The organism is Hydrogenovibrio kuenenii DSM 12350 (genome assembly GCF_000526715.1).
GTDB classification, from domain to species: Bacteria; Pseudomonadota; Gammaproteobacteria; order Thiomicrospirales; family Thiomicrospiraceae; genus Hydrogenovibrio; species Hydrogenovibrio kuenenii.
Window position 1 is genome coordinate 582,032 of sequence record NZ_JAGP01000001.1, and the last position, 16,184, is coordinate 598,215.

Annotated in this window: 14 protein-coding genes; 11 read left to right on the plus strand and 3 right to left on the minus strand. The window is 40.1% G+C overall.

Features of this window, described 5'->3' with window-relative positions:
* The first annotated feature begins 66 nt into the window (after positions 1–66).
* The 5 genes from pheS (at position 67) to N745_RS0102725 (ending at position 4,761) form a co-directional block, all read left to right on the plus strand.
* Positions 67–1,065 carry a phenylalanine--tRNA ligase subunit alpha gene (pheS, locus tag N745_RS0102705; RefSeq protein WP_024850603.1) on the plus strand — a complete coding sequence of 333 codons (999 nt, stop codon included), beginning with the start codon at positions 67–69 and terminating at the stop codon, positions 1,063–1,065.
* Between the two features lie 40 nt (positions 1,066–1,105).
* Complete coding sequence (pheT, locus tag N745_RS0102710; protein ID WP_024850604.1) at positions 1,106–3,496, plus strand: phenylalanine--tRNA ligase subunit beta; 2,391 nt, start codon at positions 1,106–1,108, stop codon at positions 3,494–3,496.
* A gap of 35 nt (positions 3,497–3,531) precedes the next feature.
* A complete protein-coding gene (locus N745_RS0102715; protein ID WP_024850605.1) occupies positions 3,532–3,825 on the plus strand; it encodes an integration host factor subunit alpha in 294 nt (97 codons plus the stop codon).
* Positions 3,812–4,204: a MerR family transcriptional regulator gene (locus tag N745_RS0102720; protein WP_024850606.1), complete on the plus strand. Its 393-nt coding sequence runs from the start codon at positions 3,812–3,814 to the stop codon at positions 4,202–4,204. The genes N745_RS0102715 and N745_RS0102720 overlap by 14 nt, the downstream gene beginning before the upstream one ends.
* Positions 4,205–4,416: 212 nt before the next feature.
* Complete coding sequence (locus tag N745_RS0102725; protein ID WP_024850607.1) at positions 4,417–4,761, plus strand: DUF3392 domain-containing protein; 345 nt, start codon at positions 4,417–4,419, stop codon at positions 4,759–4,761.
* A gap of 26 nt (positions 4,762–4,787) precedes the next feature.
* Here N745_RS0102725 and greB read toward each other — a convergent pair whose 3' ends face one another.
* On the minus strand, positions 4,788–5,276 hold the full coding sequence (greB, locus tag N745_RS0102730) for a transcription elongation factor GreB (RefSeq protein ID WP_024850608.1): 489 nt from the start codon (positions 5,274–5,276) through the stop codon (positions 4,788–4,790).
* Between the two features lie 221 nt (positions 5,277–5,497).
* Between greB and N745_RS0102740 the strand changes: the two genes are divergently transcribed.
* The 6 genes from N745_RS0102740 to N745_RS11630 all read left to right on the plus strand — a co-directional run bounded on the left by N745_RS0102740 (position 5,498) and on the right by N745_RS11630 (position 12,242).
* Positions 5,498–6,124, plus strand: a complete 627-nt coding sequence (locus tag N745_RS0102740; RefSeq protein WP_024850609.1) for a hypothetical protein — start codon at positions 5,498–5,500, stop codon at positions 6,122–6,124.
* Positions 6,125–6,209: 85 nt separating this feature from the next.
* Entirely contained in the window at positions 6,210–6,941 is a 732-nt protein-coding gene (locus N745_RS0102745; protein WP_024850610.1) for a hypothetical protein, read from the plus strand.
* A 112-nt stretch (positions 6,942–7,053) separates the two neighbouring features.
* Positions 7,054–7,902: a DUF6502 family protein gene (locus N745_RS0102750; RefSeq protein ID WP_024850611.1), complete on the plus strand. Its 849-nt coding sequence runs from the start codon at positions 7,054–7,056 to the stop codon at positions 7,900–7,902.
* Positions 7,903–7,950: 48 nt separating this feature from the next.
* Positions 7,951–9,117 carry a DUF5666 domain-containing protein gene (locus tag N745_RS0102755; RefSeq protein ID WP_024850612.1) on the plus strand — a complete coding sequence of 389 codons (1,167 nt, stop codon included), beginning with the start codon at positions 7,951–7,953 and terminating at the stop codon, positions 9,115–9,117.
* Between the two features lie 160 nt (positions 9,118–9,277).
* Entirely contained in the window at positions 9,278–9,625 is a 348-nt protein-coding gene (locus tag N745_RS0102760) for a hypothetical protein (RefSeq protein ID WP_245595655.1), read from the plus strand.
* A 187-nt stretch (positions 9,626–9,812) separates the two neighbouring features.
* A complete protein-coding gene (locus N745_RS11630) occupies positions 9,813–12,242 on the plus strand; it encodes a methyl-accepting chemotaxis protein (protein WP_024850614.1) in 2,430 nt (809 codons plus the stop codon).
* A gap of 178 nt (positions 12,243–12,420) precedes the next feature.
* Here the strand turns inward: N745_RS11630 and N745_RS0102770 are convergent, their stop codons facing one another.
* A complete protein-coding gene (locus tag N745_RS0102770; RefSeq protein ID WP_024850615.1) occupies positions 12,421–13,728 on the minus strand; it encodes an NAD(P)/FAD-dependent oxidoreductase in 1,308 nt (435 codons plus the stop codon).
* A gap of 156 nt (positions 13,729–13,884) precedes the next feature.
* Positions 13,885–15,900, minus strand: coding sequence for a cache domain-containing protein (locus tag N745_RS0102775; RefSeq protein ID WP_024850616.1), 2,016 nt, complete (start codon positions 15,898–15,900; stop codon positions 13,885–13,887).
* Positions 15,901–16,184: the final 284 nt, after the last annotated feature.

Genomic DNA, 16,184 nt, shown 5'->3' on the forward strand with positions numbered 1-16,184 from the left:
GTGTTTATTCATTTTTTTTGCCACTCGATCAGTGATGGAAAAATCTAAATAAGGAACTTTGCGTTCATGCAACAACAACTGCAAGACATTATTTCAAAAGCGAAAGATGCTGTGGCATCCGTTACAGAACTTGCTTCGCTCGACGAAATTCGCGTTCAGTATCTCGGAAAAAAAGGCGAACTGACGTCTATGATGAAACAGCTTGGCACACTTTCTCCTGAAGAGAAGCCTAAAGCTGGGCAAATGATTAATGAAGCAAAACAAGCAGTGCAGAAATTTTTGTCTGAAAAGAAAGCTTCTATAGAAGCAGCTATTTTGGCAGAACAACTAGCTTCAGAATCTATCGATGTCACCCTGCCTGGTAGAAACTCTCAGTTGGGCGGTTTGCACCCTGTAACGCGTACTTTGCGTCGCATTGAAAATATTTTTGCTAAAGCAGGGTTTGATGTCGAAACAGGACCGGAAATCGAAGATGACTGGCATAATTTCGAAGCGCTAAATATTCCTGAAACACACCCAGCTCGTGCAATGCACGATACTTTTTATTTTGATGCGCAAACCGTGTTGAGAACCCATACATCAGGGGTTCAAATCCGAACTATGGAAGATAAACCTGTGCCTATGCGTATTATTGCGCCAGGTCGTGTTTATCGTTGTGATTCCGATCAAACGCACACGCCGATGTTCCATCAAGTAGAAGGTTTGATCGTCGAAGAAAACGCAAGCTTTGCGCAGTTAAGAACCTTGATTATCGAGTTTTTAAGACAATTCTTTGAGGATGAGAACTTAAAAGTACGTTTCCGTCCATCTTATTTTCCATTTACCGAGCCATCAGCTGAGGTTGATATTGCCACTAACCTATTTGGTGATGGCCGTTGGATTGAAGTGTTGGGCTGCGGTATGGTGCACCCAAAAGTATTGAATAACGTGAATGTCGATTCAGAAAAATATACCGGCCTTGCATTTGGTCTTGGGGTAGAGCGTTTGGCTATGTTGCGTTACGGCGTAACGGATTTACGTCAGTTCTTTGAAAACGATGTCCGTTTCCTTCAGCAGTTTAAGTAATTGCAAAACTTAGCGATCAGAATTGAATTTGAGATAAAAGATGAAAATTAGTGAAAGTTGGTTAAGAGAGTGGGTTAACCCGAATTGGGATACAGAAACCTTGGCAGAAGAGCTAAGTTTGGCTGGCCTCGAGGTAGATGAAGTTTGTTTGGTTGCGCCTGAGTTTTCAAATGTGGTGGTTGGTCACGTGCTTTCTGTTGAGAAGCATCCTGATGCAGACAAATTGAATGTAACGCAAGTGGATGTCGGTGAAGCTGAAACAGTCCAGATCGTTTGTGGCGCTAAAAATGTTGTTGCAGGCATGAAAGCTTGTTGCGCTAAAGTCGGTGCGGTTTTGCCAGGTGATTTTAAGATCAAAAAAGCGAAGTTACGTGGTGTGCCATCTCATGGCATGTTATGCGGCGCAACGGAAATTGGTTTGCCTGATGATGGGGTTGATGGTCTTCATGTGCTGCCACTAGATGCGCCTATTGGTATGAATATTCGTGAATATCTTGATTTAAATGATGCCATTATTGATGTTGATTTAACACCAAATCGTGCAGATTGTTTAAGTGTTGAAGGGATCGCACGTGATGTGACAGCAATCAGTGGTGCTGAAATAAAAGTGCCATTTGAGCTGGAGCCTATGGCTACTTCTGGTGCATGTAACCAAGAAATTACTGTTGAAGAAACTGACGCTTGTCCTAAGTATCTTGGTTGTTTGGTTACTGGCTACAATGCCCAAGCACAAACACCCGATTGGATGAAAACACGTTTAGAGCGTTGTGGTCTTGCCCCAAAAAGCTTAACGGTGGATATTACCAATTATATTTTGCTTGAGTTAGGTCAGCCAATGCATGCATTTGATGCGGATAAGTTGCAAGGCTCTGTCCAAGTACGAATGGCAAAAGAGGGCGAAAAGCTTACAACGCTAGATGAAAAAGAATTAATTCTACAAAGCAACACTTTGGTGATCGCGGATGATTCCGGTGCTATTGCTCTAGCAGGGATTATGGGCGGGTTAGCGACTGCCGTGTCCGATGACACGACTTCTGTATTCTTTGAATGCGCTCATTTTGCGCCTTTAGCGATTACTGGACGTGCTCGCCAATATGGTTTACATACAGATTCTTCACATCGTTTTGAGCGTGGTGTCGATGCTTTCTTGCCAGAGCGTGCATTGAATCGTGCCTTACAGCTCTTTACCGAAATTGCAGGTGGAGATGTTTCAGATATTAAATCTGTGGTAGCCGAGTCGTCACTACATAAACCTCAACCAATTCAATTGCGTCCAGAGCGTATTGAAAAATTATTGGGTGTGGCATTGCCAAATGAAGAAGTCGAAGCGATTTTTACTCGACTGAATTTCACGATTGAAGCAAACAATGACGGTTGGTTAATGACCGCACCGACTTATCGTTTTGATATGGAAATTGAAGCGGATTTGATTGAAGAAGTTGGGCGTGTGTATGGCTACAATAATCTGCCAGAAATAGAAGTCAATGCGCCGATGCGTTTGCCGAAACTTGAAGAGCAAGAACAGGAAATGCATCTTATTCGCCAAGTATTAGTGAATAAAGGCTATCAAGAAGCAATTACATATAGCTTCGTTGAAGAACAATATCAAAAAACGCTTTTCCCAGAGCAGCAAGCCATTTGTTTGAAAAACCCTATTTCGGATGACATGAAGGCCATGCGCGTTTCGCTATTGCCAAGTTTGTTGACTACGACTGCATATAACCAAAATCGCCAACAAAACCGTCTGCGTTTATTTGAAACAGGGTTGGTGTTTTTAAGTGAAGATGCATCTATTGAAAAACTACAACAAGTGCCTATGATTGGTGGTGTGATCGTAGGTGGAATCTCTTCTGCTGGTTGGGCAGAAGAAGACAGAGCGGTAGACTTCTATGATATGAAAGCGCATGTCGAAAGTTTATTAGCGCTGAGTCATGTAAGTGATAAAGTTAAATTTGTGGCCAAAGCCTTGCCTATCTATCACCCTGGACAGTCCGCTGTGATGATAATGGATGGGCAAGAAATCGGTTCTATTGGTCAGTTGCATCCATCACATGTAAAAGTTGCTGATGTATCTGGCAAAGTATTTATGTTTGAGATGCGTCTTGATACTATTTTGACCACCAAAGTCCCTCAAGCGAAGCAGCTTTCTAAATTCCCAGTTGTACAACGTGATTTGGCTTTTGTTGTAGCTCAAGGTTTGCCTGTACAAGACTTGTTGGATGCGCTCCATGAAGTTTCTTCTGAGATAGTGCAGTCAATTGAAGTGTTTGATTTGTACCAGGGCCCTGGTGTTGGTGAAGATCAAAAGTCAATTGCATTGACAATTAAGCTGCAGCATCAGGATAGAACGCTTCAAGATGAAGAAGTTGATGCGCTAATGCAACAAATGATTGAAGCGGCGAAGCAAAAAGCGAACGCTGAATTAAGATAACCATTTTTGATGAAATAACTAAGAAGGTAAGGTTTATGGCATTAACAAAAGCGGAACTTGCCCAAACATTAACAGATACGTTTGGTTTTAATAAACGCGAATCAAAAGAATTGGTTGAGCAGTTTTATTCTGAGATGGCGACTGTTCTAGTAAAAGGTGAGCAGATTAAGCTTTCTGGTTTCGGTAACTTTGAACTTAGAGATAAAACTGCCCGTCCAGGTCGTAACCCTAGAACGGGTGAAGATGTTCCCATTTCTGCAAGAAGAGTGGTAACATTTAAACCAGGTCAAAAATTACGAGCTCGTATCGACAACTATGGTAAAGACTAAGTCGGGAGAAAATCCCAAGCAATTGGAAATAGAGCTTCCAGATAAAAAGTACTTTACCATTGGTGAAGTCAGTGAGTTGTGCGATTTAAAACCGCACGTACTTCGTTATTGGGAGCAAGTTTTTCCGCAACTTGAGCCGAGTAAACGACGTGGCCGTCGTTACTATCAGCGTCGTGAGCTTGAGCTGGTGCTAGAGATAAAAACCCTTTTACATGATCAAGGGTTTACCATTCCAGGAGCGAAAGCACGGTTAAATCGTGCTGAAGTTCCGACTGATGTGAACTTTGATAACGAAGCAGATCATCAAGCTTATCAAAGCCTTTTAAATATGAAGTCAGATCTTAGAGCTTTTTTAGATCATATTCGTCAAACCTATTAATTCCCATGCTTGAGTCAGGCTACGGCTAAGCCATTCTCGTTGTAAATTCTTTTATACTTCATTTATCCTTGATTCAGGATTATTTTTGTCACTCCCTATGTGTTGTTTAGCCTTATCTATCTAGGTGGGTATAAAGATTTATAAGAAACAAACGGATATCGTTATAATGAGAAAAGTATAATTTTGACGATTATTAAAATGAGGAGAAGGGTTTGGATCCTGTTCTTGCGTATGTCGTAAAACTTTTGGTGGGGTTGTCTGGATTGATGCGCCCTTATTTGTCAGAAATAGGCTTGTCGATGGCTGCAACTTTGTTGGTCATTTATGGCAATGACATTAGTTTGTTTGTTAAAAGTCAAATAGGGTCGCTTAAGTACTTTCTGCGTTTAACCTTGTTTGTGGTGTTTTGTGCGGTTGGTTATGGTTTGATTACCGCTTACCTGACACCAGTATTGGTAGGTTGGTTGGCACATATTAGTAATGTGTGGTTCGGCCTTTCAATTATTGCAATATATTATGCTATTGGTCTTCTCGCGCAGAAGAAGGGCTTGATTTAAAAAAAATGAGATTGAGTGTTCCTCGTTTAACTTTCTGAGAGTGGTTTGTCGTAATCGATGGCTGTTACAAACCAAACTTTAGTGCCTTCTGGAGTCTGAACCACCACTTCATCATCGATTGTTTTTTGTAAACAAGCTCGTGCCATAGGTGCATCAATCGAGATGTACTTAGGGTGGTGGTATATTTCTTCTGGGCCCACGATTCTGAATTCTAAACTTTCATCTGCTGTATTTTCTAGTGCCACCCAAGCGCCAAAAAAAATTTTATGCCTGTCTTTAGGTATGTCATCAATGACTTTAATTTCTTCAAGTGTTTTTCTTAAAAACCGCACCCTACGGTCTATTTCACGAAGCCTACGTTTGTTGTATTGATAATCAGCATTTTCCGACCGGTCTCCTAAGCCAGCCGCCCAAGTAACAATTTTAGTAACCTGAGGTCTTTCTACTTTCCAAAGTTGATCAGCTTCTTGTAACAGTTTTTCATAACCTGCTCGAGTAATTAGTTTTGTTTTCATTCAGCCTCTAAAGTGGGAAAACGGGGTGTTAGTTTTTTATAAGAGTATCTTGCTGAGACAGCGTTAGATTATTTTAACGTGCGGTGATTAAAAAGTGGATAAAAGTAAATTGATTATAAATGTAAAAAAATTACATATTATTATTGACGGGGAAGGTTGGTTGTTTTATGATGATCCTGAAATGTAAAAAAGTTACATTTGCTTTTATAAGGAGAACAAAGATGAAAGCATTTATGAAAATTTCCCAAATGTCTAAAAAAGTAATTGTTTTGAGTGTTGCTAGCCTACTTCCAATGGCAGCTTTTGCTGATACGGAAGAGCAATTGCATGCTCAAGAGCAAAAAATGGAAATGGTTCAACATCAATTAGAAAGAGCTGAGCAAGCTCAGGAACAAAATCAAAAGCTTGAGCGTGTAGAGCAAATGCAAAACCGCATGAGTCAGATGTCGGATCAAATGCAGAAAGCAGAATCGATGCAGGAGCGAGCGCAAGAAATGGCGGAACATGCTAATCGATCTGAGCAAATGCAAGAGCGAGCGCAGGAAATGGCTGAACATGCCAATCGATCTGAGCAAATGCAAGAACGTACCCAAGAAATGTCTGAGCATGTTAATCGTTCACAGCAGATGCAACAGAAGTCTGATGACATGAGCGAAAAAGCGGAGCGCTCAAACGAAATGCAAGAAAAAGCAACAAATATGAATGAAAAAATGGGTGATCCTGCATTGATACAAAACAAAATGCGTATTATGAATCAAAATCAAAATCAAAATACCAATTTGCAATCAATGCCTACACCTACACCTACACCTACACCTACACCAGCTCCGGCACCTGCGGCACAATAATTATAAGCTGCAGTAGCAACTCGATTAAACTATTGGTAAGTCGAGTTGCTAGAATATACTCAAGTCTGAAAATAAGGGTTTTAACGTGAAAAAATATATAAAATTAATGCTTTTCGCAGCCGCTATTTTGGCATCATTCTCGGCTAGCGCTGAAGATTCGGCCGTGAGTACAAAAATTTCAAGTGGGTTGTTTTATTCTTCTGGTCAAAGTCAAACGACTGGTAGTGCGGATTCCACACTTTATTCGATACCTTTAATGTTGTCTTTTAGAGGACAACGAGTGCATGCTGGCTTTTCAACATCCTATATGGATATTACCAGTCGATATCCAAGTACTGGAACTAGTTCAAAGGTATCAGGAATGGGGGATTTAACCTTTAGCTTGGGTTATGATTTAACAGACCAACCATCATGGACAGTTACCGTGAAACACAAGTTTGCAACGGGTGATAAAAGCAAAGGGTTATCAACAGGTAAAGATGACAACTATTTACAATTAGATTATTTTTCAGCGATAGGGCAAAGAAGCTCATTTTTTGCAACAGCAGGTTATAAGTTTGTAGGTAAAGTTGCGGGCGCAAGAATGAAAGATAGCGCATATGGCTCTGTTGGTGCGGGATACTTTTTCCCTTCTAAAACAAGCGTTGGCTTATCTTTGGATTATCTCCAATCTTCTTATGCAAGTCTGAAAGATCAAACGGGTGTCTCTGTATTTGTTGGAAAAAGTTTAAGTAAACAATGGAGCATTTCTGCATTTGGGTCTTATGATAATACAAGCACTCAAAGCATGGGGCTGACTTTCACAAGAAAATTTTGATTATGTTTTGCAACCTTCATGTTAGTTGTAAAACATAATTTCTAATTCTTAGTGGTTATCAAAAGTTAACTAAAAGAAAACATAAAATAAGGGTAACTAAAATTACCGAGTAATGATGGAATCGAATTTACTGAATAAAAAAGAACTGCTGTTTGCTAAAGCATTGGTATTGATATTAAAGCCTCTAGTCAAAATTTTGATTAGCCATAATATTACCTATGTTGGCGTTCAATCTCTATTGAAACGTGCTTATGTGCAAGTTGCTGAAGCAGACTTTGGCTTGCCTAATAAAAAGCAAACGGATAGTCGCATCAGTTTATTGACGGGAATTCATCGTGGCGATGTGAAACGCATTCGGCAAGCATCAGATGAGCAACCTTTTGAAAAAGAAATGAAAGCCAGTTTGGGTGCACAGCTAATGGCCGTTTGGCTTTCTCATCCACATTATAGTGATGAAGATGGCAATCCTCTTCCATTGTTTAAGACGGAACAAGATGGCGTTCCATCATTTGAAAATTTGGTGCTCTCCGTATCAAAAGATAAACATCCACGTTCGGTGCTTGATGACTGGTTAGCTCAAGGCATTGTTTGCATTACCGACGATGGACAAATTCAGTTAAGAGAAAAAGGCTATGTTCCTGAAGATGATTTTGAAGAGAAATTGTTTTTTGCAGGAAAAAATATCAGTAATCATTTAGCTGTTGTGGCCTCTAATCTAGAAAAAAAATCCCCACCTATGTTCGATAGAGCGATTTATTATCGTGAGCTCTCGGAAGATTCCGTTGTTCAACTTGAGCGAATTGCTAAGCAAAAAATGATGGCGGTTCTGATAGAAATGAATCAGCTAGCAAGTGAGTTGCAAGTCCAAGATGAAAAACAAAATAAGCCTAGTGGACAAATACATTTAGGTGCGTACTTTTATAAAGAATTTAAAGACATGGAAAAAGACGATGATAATTAATTTTTCATTTCGATTTATTTTCTATGGAAAACCTTTTGAGGTATACCTGTGAGAGCCACTCGTTTTTCTAAAATACTAGCAGTCTTGTCAGTTCTGCTATTGGTTAGCTCTTGTGCTCAGACTAGACCTGATTCGACTTATTTAGCGTCAAATACCTCAGGATTTGGTGGTACAGGCAAATATTTAGATCCTACGAGTGGGTTTGGAGGTACTGGGAAATCTTCTTCAGGGTTTGGTGGTACAGGCATTATCGGAACGATTACCGAGTTTGGCAGTATATGGGTAAATGGCATTGAGATAGCCTATGGTAAAAACACGCAGGTGACTTCAAACCTAAGAACTCATGATGGGTTAAAACTTGGTCAACAGGTTGTGCTCCAAACTGAACCGAACAAAAATAAAACATTTACACGAAAAATCGAAGTTTTCTATCCTGTTGCCGGAAAAATTACAAAGGTAAACGGAGGTTCGATAGAAATATCGGGTCATTACAAAGTGACTATTAACAAAGATACCTTTATGGATAAAGGCTTGTCATTGTCCAAAGGTAATTACATCGCAGTGAATGGTTATCAAGTAGCCGAAAATAATTGGGTAGGTACCCGATTAAACTTGAACCCTGGACATAAAAGCTTGTATCAGGTTGTGCCAAAAGCATTACAACTAAATCAAGTTAATAGATGGATTATTGAAAGTGGCCATGGGCAGCTGAAGCAATACGCTGCTCAATTGAAAGTGACTGTAAACTCGGCTAAGGAAAGTCTCAATAATCGTGTTGTCTTAGAGGTAATGAATCAAAACGGAAACATGAAACTTGAGTCAATGGAGAGTTATCACGAACATCTTCGCATGCAAAACCTAAAAGAAATGCGCTCAAAAGAAAGAGGAGTTCCCATTGATGACTCCTCAAAAATGCGCGATGGTCAAGATTTTAAAAGGATAGAAAAACCTGACGTTAATGAACAATATCGTGAAATGAGAAAAGAAGCGGATGATCTTAATACGTTAAAAACGAACCGAGCGCTTTCTCAAGATCAGAAAGAACAGATGTTTCAGCAGCAGCATGAACAAATAGAATTGCAGCATGAGCAACAGCATATCATGAGAATGCAACAAGAGCAGCAGCAAGAGTTTAAGCAGATACAAGAGCAACAAAAGCAAATTTATCAACAAATGGAAGATTTGAAACAGATTCAAAGATCCGAAGGTGATTGATATTTGATGGCATTTTGGTGCAGAGAGAGTTTTATTTGAAGCAAAGGTGCTTGCTCTTTAAAATGAATTTCGAGGTAGATGCGGGATCTGTTATTAACCATGTACATTGGCTGAAAGTTTGCTAGGAAATGCTAACGCAATTATACTTGGAAGCAAACAGATGAAACGCAGTCTAGCTACAAAAGTGGCTGAGCAAAAATTAAATGAGGATACGCACATGGGTTGGATTATTAAAGATCATTATGAAGATGAATACGATTTTGAAATGGATCGAATGAATCTTGAATCTTTAGATATTACGGCTTTTTCTTGTCCCAAACTACGCATTATCGAAGTTCCTGTCGATGAAAACGATGTTGACAAAATTGAACAGGTCTATGGCGTTTTATTCCCAGGACTGTTTGAAGACGTTACAGAAATGATGCATTCCGAGCACCGCGACCCCTACAAAGTACAATGCTTTTATAAGGTCAGAAAATCTGACTCGCATGACTTATCTTCCTCATAACCAGTTCTACTAAAAGTGCTTAAGCTGTTTTTTTTAAGAAAAGAACGGCTTGAACATATCTATTTCTAGATAACAAACCTATAATATGATTTTATTTTTAGCAAGTAAAATCGCGTAGGTTTTGGCCGTGAGTGGCCTAGAAATAACAATAATTCGTTAAAAAAATATTATATAAGGAAGTGTTTAAGTGATCGACTTTCCAAAAGTTAAGGGTCGAACTGCTATTCAAAGTTTGATTGTCTATTTAATTTTCTTTGGTTTGATGTTGCTGTTCGGGCTGGGTATGTTTTCGGTGCTCGAAAAACAGCGACATAATGGTTTTGTGACCATGAAACACCAAATTGACGATAAGAATCAGCTTTTTGAAAATATAGAGTCGGAGTTAGGGTATGGAGGGTTTATCCATAACTTTAAAAACTTAGTGATTCGAGGGGAAAGCGATTACCGAACGCAAAGCTACAGTAAAAAAGTAAAAGAAAATTTAGAAAACCTTTTCAAAAATATCAATGCATTTCGTCAGTTGCCGGGTTTAGAACCTGTTGAAACTGATGCTCTCAACCAAATAGAGAAAATGATTAAAAGCTATCAGGATAAGTTGGCAATAATCAATCAAATGTATCAGGACGGAAAGTCAGTTTTCGAAATTGACCATGCGGTTGTTGTTGATGATAGAGACGCTTTGTTAGCGCTAGAAAGCTTGCAAAAAGAATTAACTGCGGCTGAACTTGAAAAAATTAGTTCTTTTAATCAGGAAGCAGCAAATAAAGAAATGTTTTCATTGCTTGCTCTGTTTGTGATTATGTTTTTGATGAATCTACTCGGCTTTGAATACTTAATTCGCAGACCTCTTATCAAGCCTTTGGTTTACCTGCGATCAGATATAAAAACAGTCTGTGAAAATAATTGTGAAATAGACTCTGATAAAAAAGTAGCAACACACGGTGCTCGTGAAGTTAAGGAGTTGAGTCGCTATATTAATTGGATGTTAGATCGAATCAGTAACCATGTCGATTATATGAGTCGTATTCGGACAATTGTTGATCAGAGTACTTCTAATGTCATGATGGCTGATGAAGATCTTATCATCACCTATATGAATCAATCCATGGTGAATACGTTAAAGAAAGTAGAACCGGATATTCAGAAGTTGTTACCACACTTTTCAACTGAAAAACTGGTGGGACAAAATATAGATATTTTTCATGTTCACCCAGAGCATCAGAGAAAGTTATTAGCAAATCTAAAAGAAACCTACGTTGCGAACTTAACATTGGGCGAGTTGCACCTGGAAATTATTGTTAACCCTATTTGGAATGAACAGGGCGAACGTATAGGGTTTGCAACTGAATGGAAAGACGTAACGGAATCTGTCAATCTTGAACGCATGCAAGTAGCCGTTGAAACTAATCTGAAAACCATGGTAGAAATGGCTGCAAAGGGGCATATCGGCGCACAAATTGATGTGTCACAGTTGGGTGGATTTATCCGTGATTTGGGTGAGCAAATTAACCATATGTCTAAAGCCATTCATGATGCTAACGTCAATATTTCATCAGTGATTCATAAGTTGGCGGAAAGTGATCTTACCCCAAGAGTTCAGGGGCACTATGAGGCAGATCTTGGCGATATGAAGGACGCCATTAACCAGTCAATGGATAATCTGTCTCGTGTGATGGGGCAGGTAAATTCTTCAATTGCAGATATTGCCAATGATGTTCGCGATATGTCTGGTCAAAATGCCGATCTTTCGAGTCGAATTCAACAGCAGGCGGCATCCATTCAAGAAACAGCAGCTACAATGGAAGAGATGACTTCTGCTGTTCGCAATAATGCTCAAAATGCCAAAGAAGCCAATGATTTAACCTTGAAGGCGAGTCATAAGACCAATGAAGGTGCTGAGGTCATGAAACAGACCATTCAGGCAATGACTGGCATCAAAGAGTCGAGTGATCAGATCGAACAGATTATTGGTTTGATTGATTCAATTGCTTTCCAGACTAACCTGTTGGCCTTGAATGCTGCGGTTGAAGCGGCAAGAGCAGGTGAGCATGGTCGTGGTTTCGCAGTGGTGGCGGGTGAAGTTCGTAGTTTGGCTGGTAAGTCTGCTGATGCCGCTAAAGAAATCAAGCAATTGATTGATCGCTCTGTTGCCCAAGTTCAAGATGGAACTCACCTTGCAGAGCAATCAGGACAGGCTCTAAGTGAAATTAGTCAGGCAATGACCCAAGTAACGGAAATGGTTGGAGAGATTGCCACCTCATCGATTGAGCAGTCACAAGGTATTGAGCAGCTGAATCAAGCAATTGTTTCTCTCGATAAGAATACGCAGGAAAATGCACACCTAGTTGAATTGTCTGCTTCCAGCGCGGAATCTATTGCACACAAAGCTTCTGGGCTGGTGGAACAGATGAAGCAATTCAAAATCTCAAAAGAATTCCAGCAAGTGGACCCGGTTCAAGTTCAAGCGACTTCGCAACCAAAAATAATGGGAGAAGTTAAAAAGCCATTGGCTCAGGACAAGCTTGAAACAATTAAACCTAAACCAATGCAGAAAGCAGAGAGCTCAGAGTCAGCTCAAAAACAGCTTGATTCTAGCGATAACTGGGAAGATTTCTAAATAGTTACTTATTTTTAGCTGAAAAATTAAGCCGTCAATTGACGGCTTTTTTTATGGTTAAAATCTACCAGGCTGGGGGGAGGAGTTGTTGATAGTTTTCTTGCTTGAAAAACTTAAAAAAATGGCTTGTTCAAACAGTCTTCGGTTGTCTTCAGAAGAAGCAGCTTAAAGCGTTTGGTTAGTAAAGCTTCAATTTAGGTTTAATCCGTTTTTCAATCAAACTACTGACGATAATCCAAAAGGTTTTCCAGTAACCATGTAGGGCGAGTTGGTGCTGCCTATATAGGCTTGCATAAGCCCAATGCGCAAGCCCTCCTTCAATTAACCAGTGTTTATGGAAAAGCTGATCCAGCAAGCTACCGAATGTTTGGAAACGGCCAAGGGAAACCAGCGCGCCATGATCGCAATAGCGGAATTTTTTAGGAGGCTGCTTCTTCAATTGTCTAATAATATTTTTAGCGCAGAAAGCCGCCATTTGGTGTGCTGCTTGTGCAGTGGGCGGCACGGGTCGCTCTGCATGGTCGGGTTTTAGAAAGGCACAATCTCCAATCGCATAGATAGCGTCTTCTCCTATAGCATGGAGCGTTTCCTCTACTTCTATCTGGTGAATACGATTGGTGATAAGCTGCAGTTCGGATAAAAAAGCGGGGGCTTTAATGCCTGCTGCCCAGACTAATAGGTCTGCATGAATATCGCTTTCAGAAGTGTGAAGGGTGTAGGATGATACGCCCTTAACATTCCGGTTCACGCAAATGTTGACGCCGAGGTCAGTTAAGGTTTTTCCTGCCTTAGTTGCAATGCCTTCATCTAAAGCTGGCAAGATCCTTGGTGCGGCTTCTATGAGGGTGACTTGAAGGCTTTGGTGGTGGATTTTGTCAACACCGAATTGTTCCAGCCTATCCACCGCGTTATACAATTCAGCTGAAAGCTCCACACCTGTCGCTCCAGCACCCACGATAGCGATACTGACGTTTTCTCCATCATGAGCGGTTTCTGAAAACTGTAAGAACCGGTTGAGAAAAGAGAGGTGAAAGTCTTCGGCTTCTTCCTTATTGTCAAGTTTGAAACAATTTTCATGCACACCTTCTATGCCGAAGTCATTGCATTTAGCTCCGAGTGCGATGACTAGAATGTCGTAATCAATCTTTCTTGGCTTAAGGATTTGTTTGCCATGGTGGTCAAATAGCGGGGCTAGACTAATTTGTTTGTGAGTTTTATCGAGGCCATCCATTGCACCCAGGCGGAAGTAGTAATGATTCTCCGAGGAATGCGCACGGTAGCTGAGTGCTTCCATACCCGTATCAAGTGAGCCAGCAACCACTTCATGTAGTAAAGGTTTCCATAGATGCACTCGATTGGGGTCAATCAAGGTGATTTGGGCTTGGTGATTTTTGCCTAGCTTGTGCCCCAAAGTGGTTGCAAGTTCTAAGCCTCCTGCTCCGCCACCGACTATGACGATTTTGGGGATTGAAACAGAGTCTTGCATTGCATATCTCCCTGCATGGCTATTGCCGATTTACCGAGTTATTGACTCATACAATCGACATTCTGTATTCCATACTATAGCGAGATTCTGTAAGCAAATAAATGACTTAATGCAGAATTTGTGTGATTGAGTCGTCATTGCATCAAAAAGAGGGAGTTAAATCCCTGTCATGACCAAAGCAATGACATCATTGTCATAACCATCACCATTTTTATATTCTCGGTAGCCTTCGCTCACTTTATAGCCCACTAAGTAAGGTACTTCATCCCATAGCCAGTAGATAGTGTCATTTTGACCATTATCAGCAGTCAAAATCTCGCTGGGTAAATCTAATGTTTCACCAATTTGATGTTTTTCGTTGGTTGAGGCAATAATCATTCCTCGTCTATCGACAAAGAAACTAAAAGTGGTTTTATTGATTTGTTGATTAAGATATTTTGGTTCGGTTTCTTTTAGCATGGCTTCAAATTGAGGCTTGCTGTCGAACACAAGTGCAATACCACCAACATTTCGGTTCACGTTTTCCCAGTCTTTAACTGCTGCATGATAGATATAGGTATATTCATCGCCATATAGGTTTGTGTTATGGAAGTCTGAAACGACATACGATTGAGTATCTTCTAACGACAAGCATCGAGAAGTATCGTTTGGTCGTGGAATAATGGTATCGATTAAGTGTCCTTCAACAGGATTAGATACCGCGAGGATTCGCCCTCGCTGATCGTAAAGCATGATATTTGTATAAACAGTGTAGAGCTTATTGATGTAGCCGAGAATATCAGTCAACTTTCGTGTTTCTGCTTCGGTAATTTCTTGTGTTTGGTTATAACGTGACAGTATCTGACGGAAAGAACTGTTTAACGCCCACCAACGACAGTCATTGGCACGTTCGTAGAGGTTTCTGTCCATTACTTCAACACCAAGTGTTGCGCTAAAAGCAGCTTTACCCTGAATGGTCTTAACCAGTACATGGTGGATATGGTGGATAAAACTGTTGAAGATCTCTTGAATATCAATGCTGATATTTTGAAAGCTATCAAGGACCGGCAAAAAGGCTTTAACATCTCGTTTTAATGACAAAATTTTACCGTTTAATATAACAATGAGCAGTAGAGTACTGACTTTTAGGTTGGTTTCTTCCAGGTCACGTAGGTAAAGAGGTGAGTCAGACGGAATGGTTACATCGATTTCATGGCCATCTGTTTTGTCGGCAAAGGCCACATTGTTTGGAACCTGAACGAACCCCAGCCATGGAAGACCGTAATAACCTTGATAACCATGTGTTTTGGTTGCATATTGAAGTTTGTCTCCAGAGCGTTCTGGACTACTAAAAACATGGGGGTCAACTTGTTTCGTGTTGCGTTTTGTTTTGTCAGAGCTGTTACATGAAATCGCTTTACCTTGATCATCAAGAAGCATGATTTCATAGCCTTGTTGCCCTTGAGACAGGGTTTTATAGATTCGTTCCATTTCATCTTGGAAGTTAAAACTCAAACATAGCACACCAACCGTTTCAATTTGTCCATTCACATTGGCTTCGATTTTCTTGGCGTAAATATGACTGTCTGCTTTGTTTGGAAACAGGTCTGAGCGTCGATAAATTTCTACATATTCTTCTTTGGTGGTGATGGCTTCATGGATGATTGGATCACGACTATGTGTAACGGGATTATTTAAATCTAGCTTGGCTTTGACATCTCCATTTACTGAAACCAGCAGTACATCATCGTAAACCGTGTATTTTGCAACATATTCAATGATTCGCTCGTGAATGAATTCCTTGTCTTCATCTGTCACATTAGGTTTAACCATAAAGTCGACCAGATCATCATCTGTTGCTAAGAAGCCAACGTCAGCAGTACGCTCGAATAGGTTTCGAATCAAAATATCGATGGCAGCCTGTGCTTTAAGCATGATTTCACTGTTAGCCTGGTTTAAGTAACGGCCAATCAGTTCTTTAATCATGGTGTCTCGGAGGTTTTGAAACTCTTTTTGTGTTTCAACAATTGATAATAATAGTTGCGGGTCAATGTTCTCATTGTTGATTTTCCCGACCATGGCAACAGTAGTCCACCATAGATCCTGGTGCTCTAATTCGTTTAAGTAGCGTTTCACTTCAGGAAGGAATTGCGTAAATTGTTTATGATCTTCTGATTTGTTTTGCGCTGACATATTTTTAAACCACTGTGTCTATATAAGAATATTATTAATATCTTTTATGGTCTAGCAATGGTAGTTCCAACTTGTGTAAATATTTAAAATACAGGAAGTTAATGAGTTTGATGGGTAAAAGTTCGAATGGACATTTAGCGTGTGAAATTGGTAAATTTGGTGCACTGTTGCCCTATTGAGGGATTTAAATAAAGAAGATACAGTTTGTCGCGGAATGGTTTATTAAAAATTTTAATTATAATGATAGGTCGATTTTGGGTTCGTTTAGTGGCAACTCAGTGCTA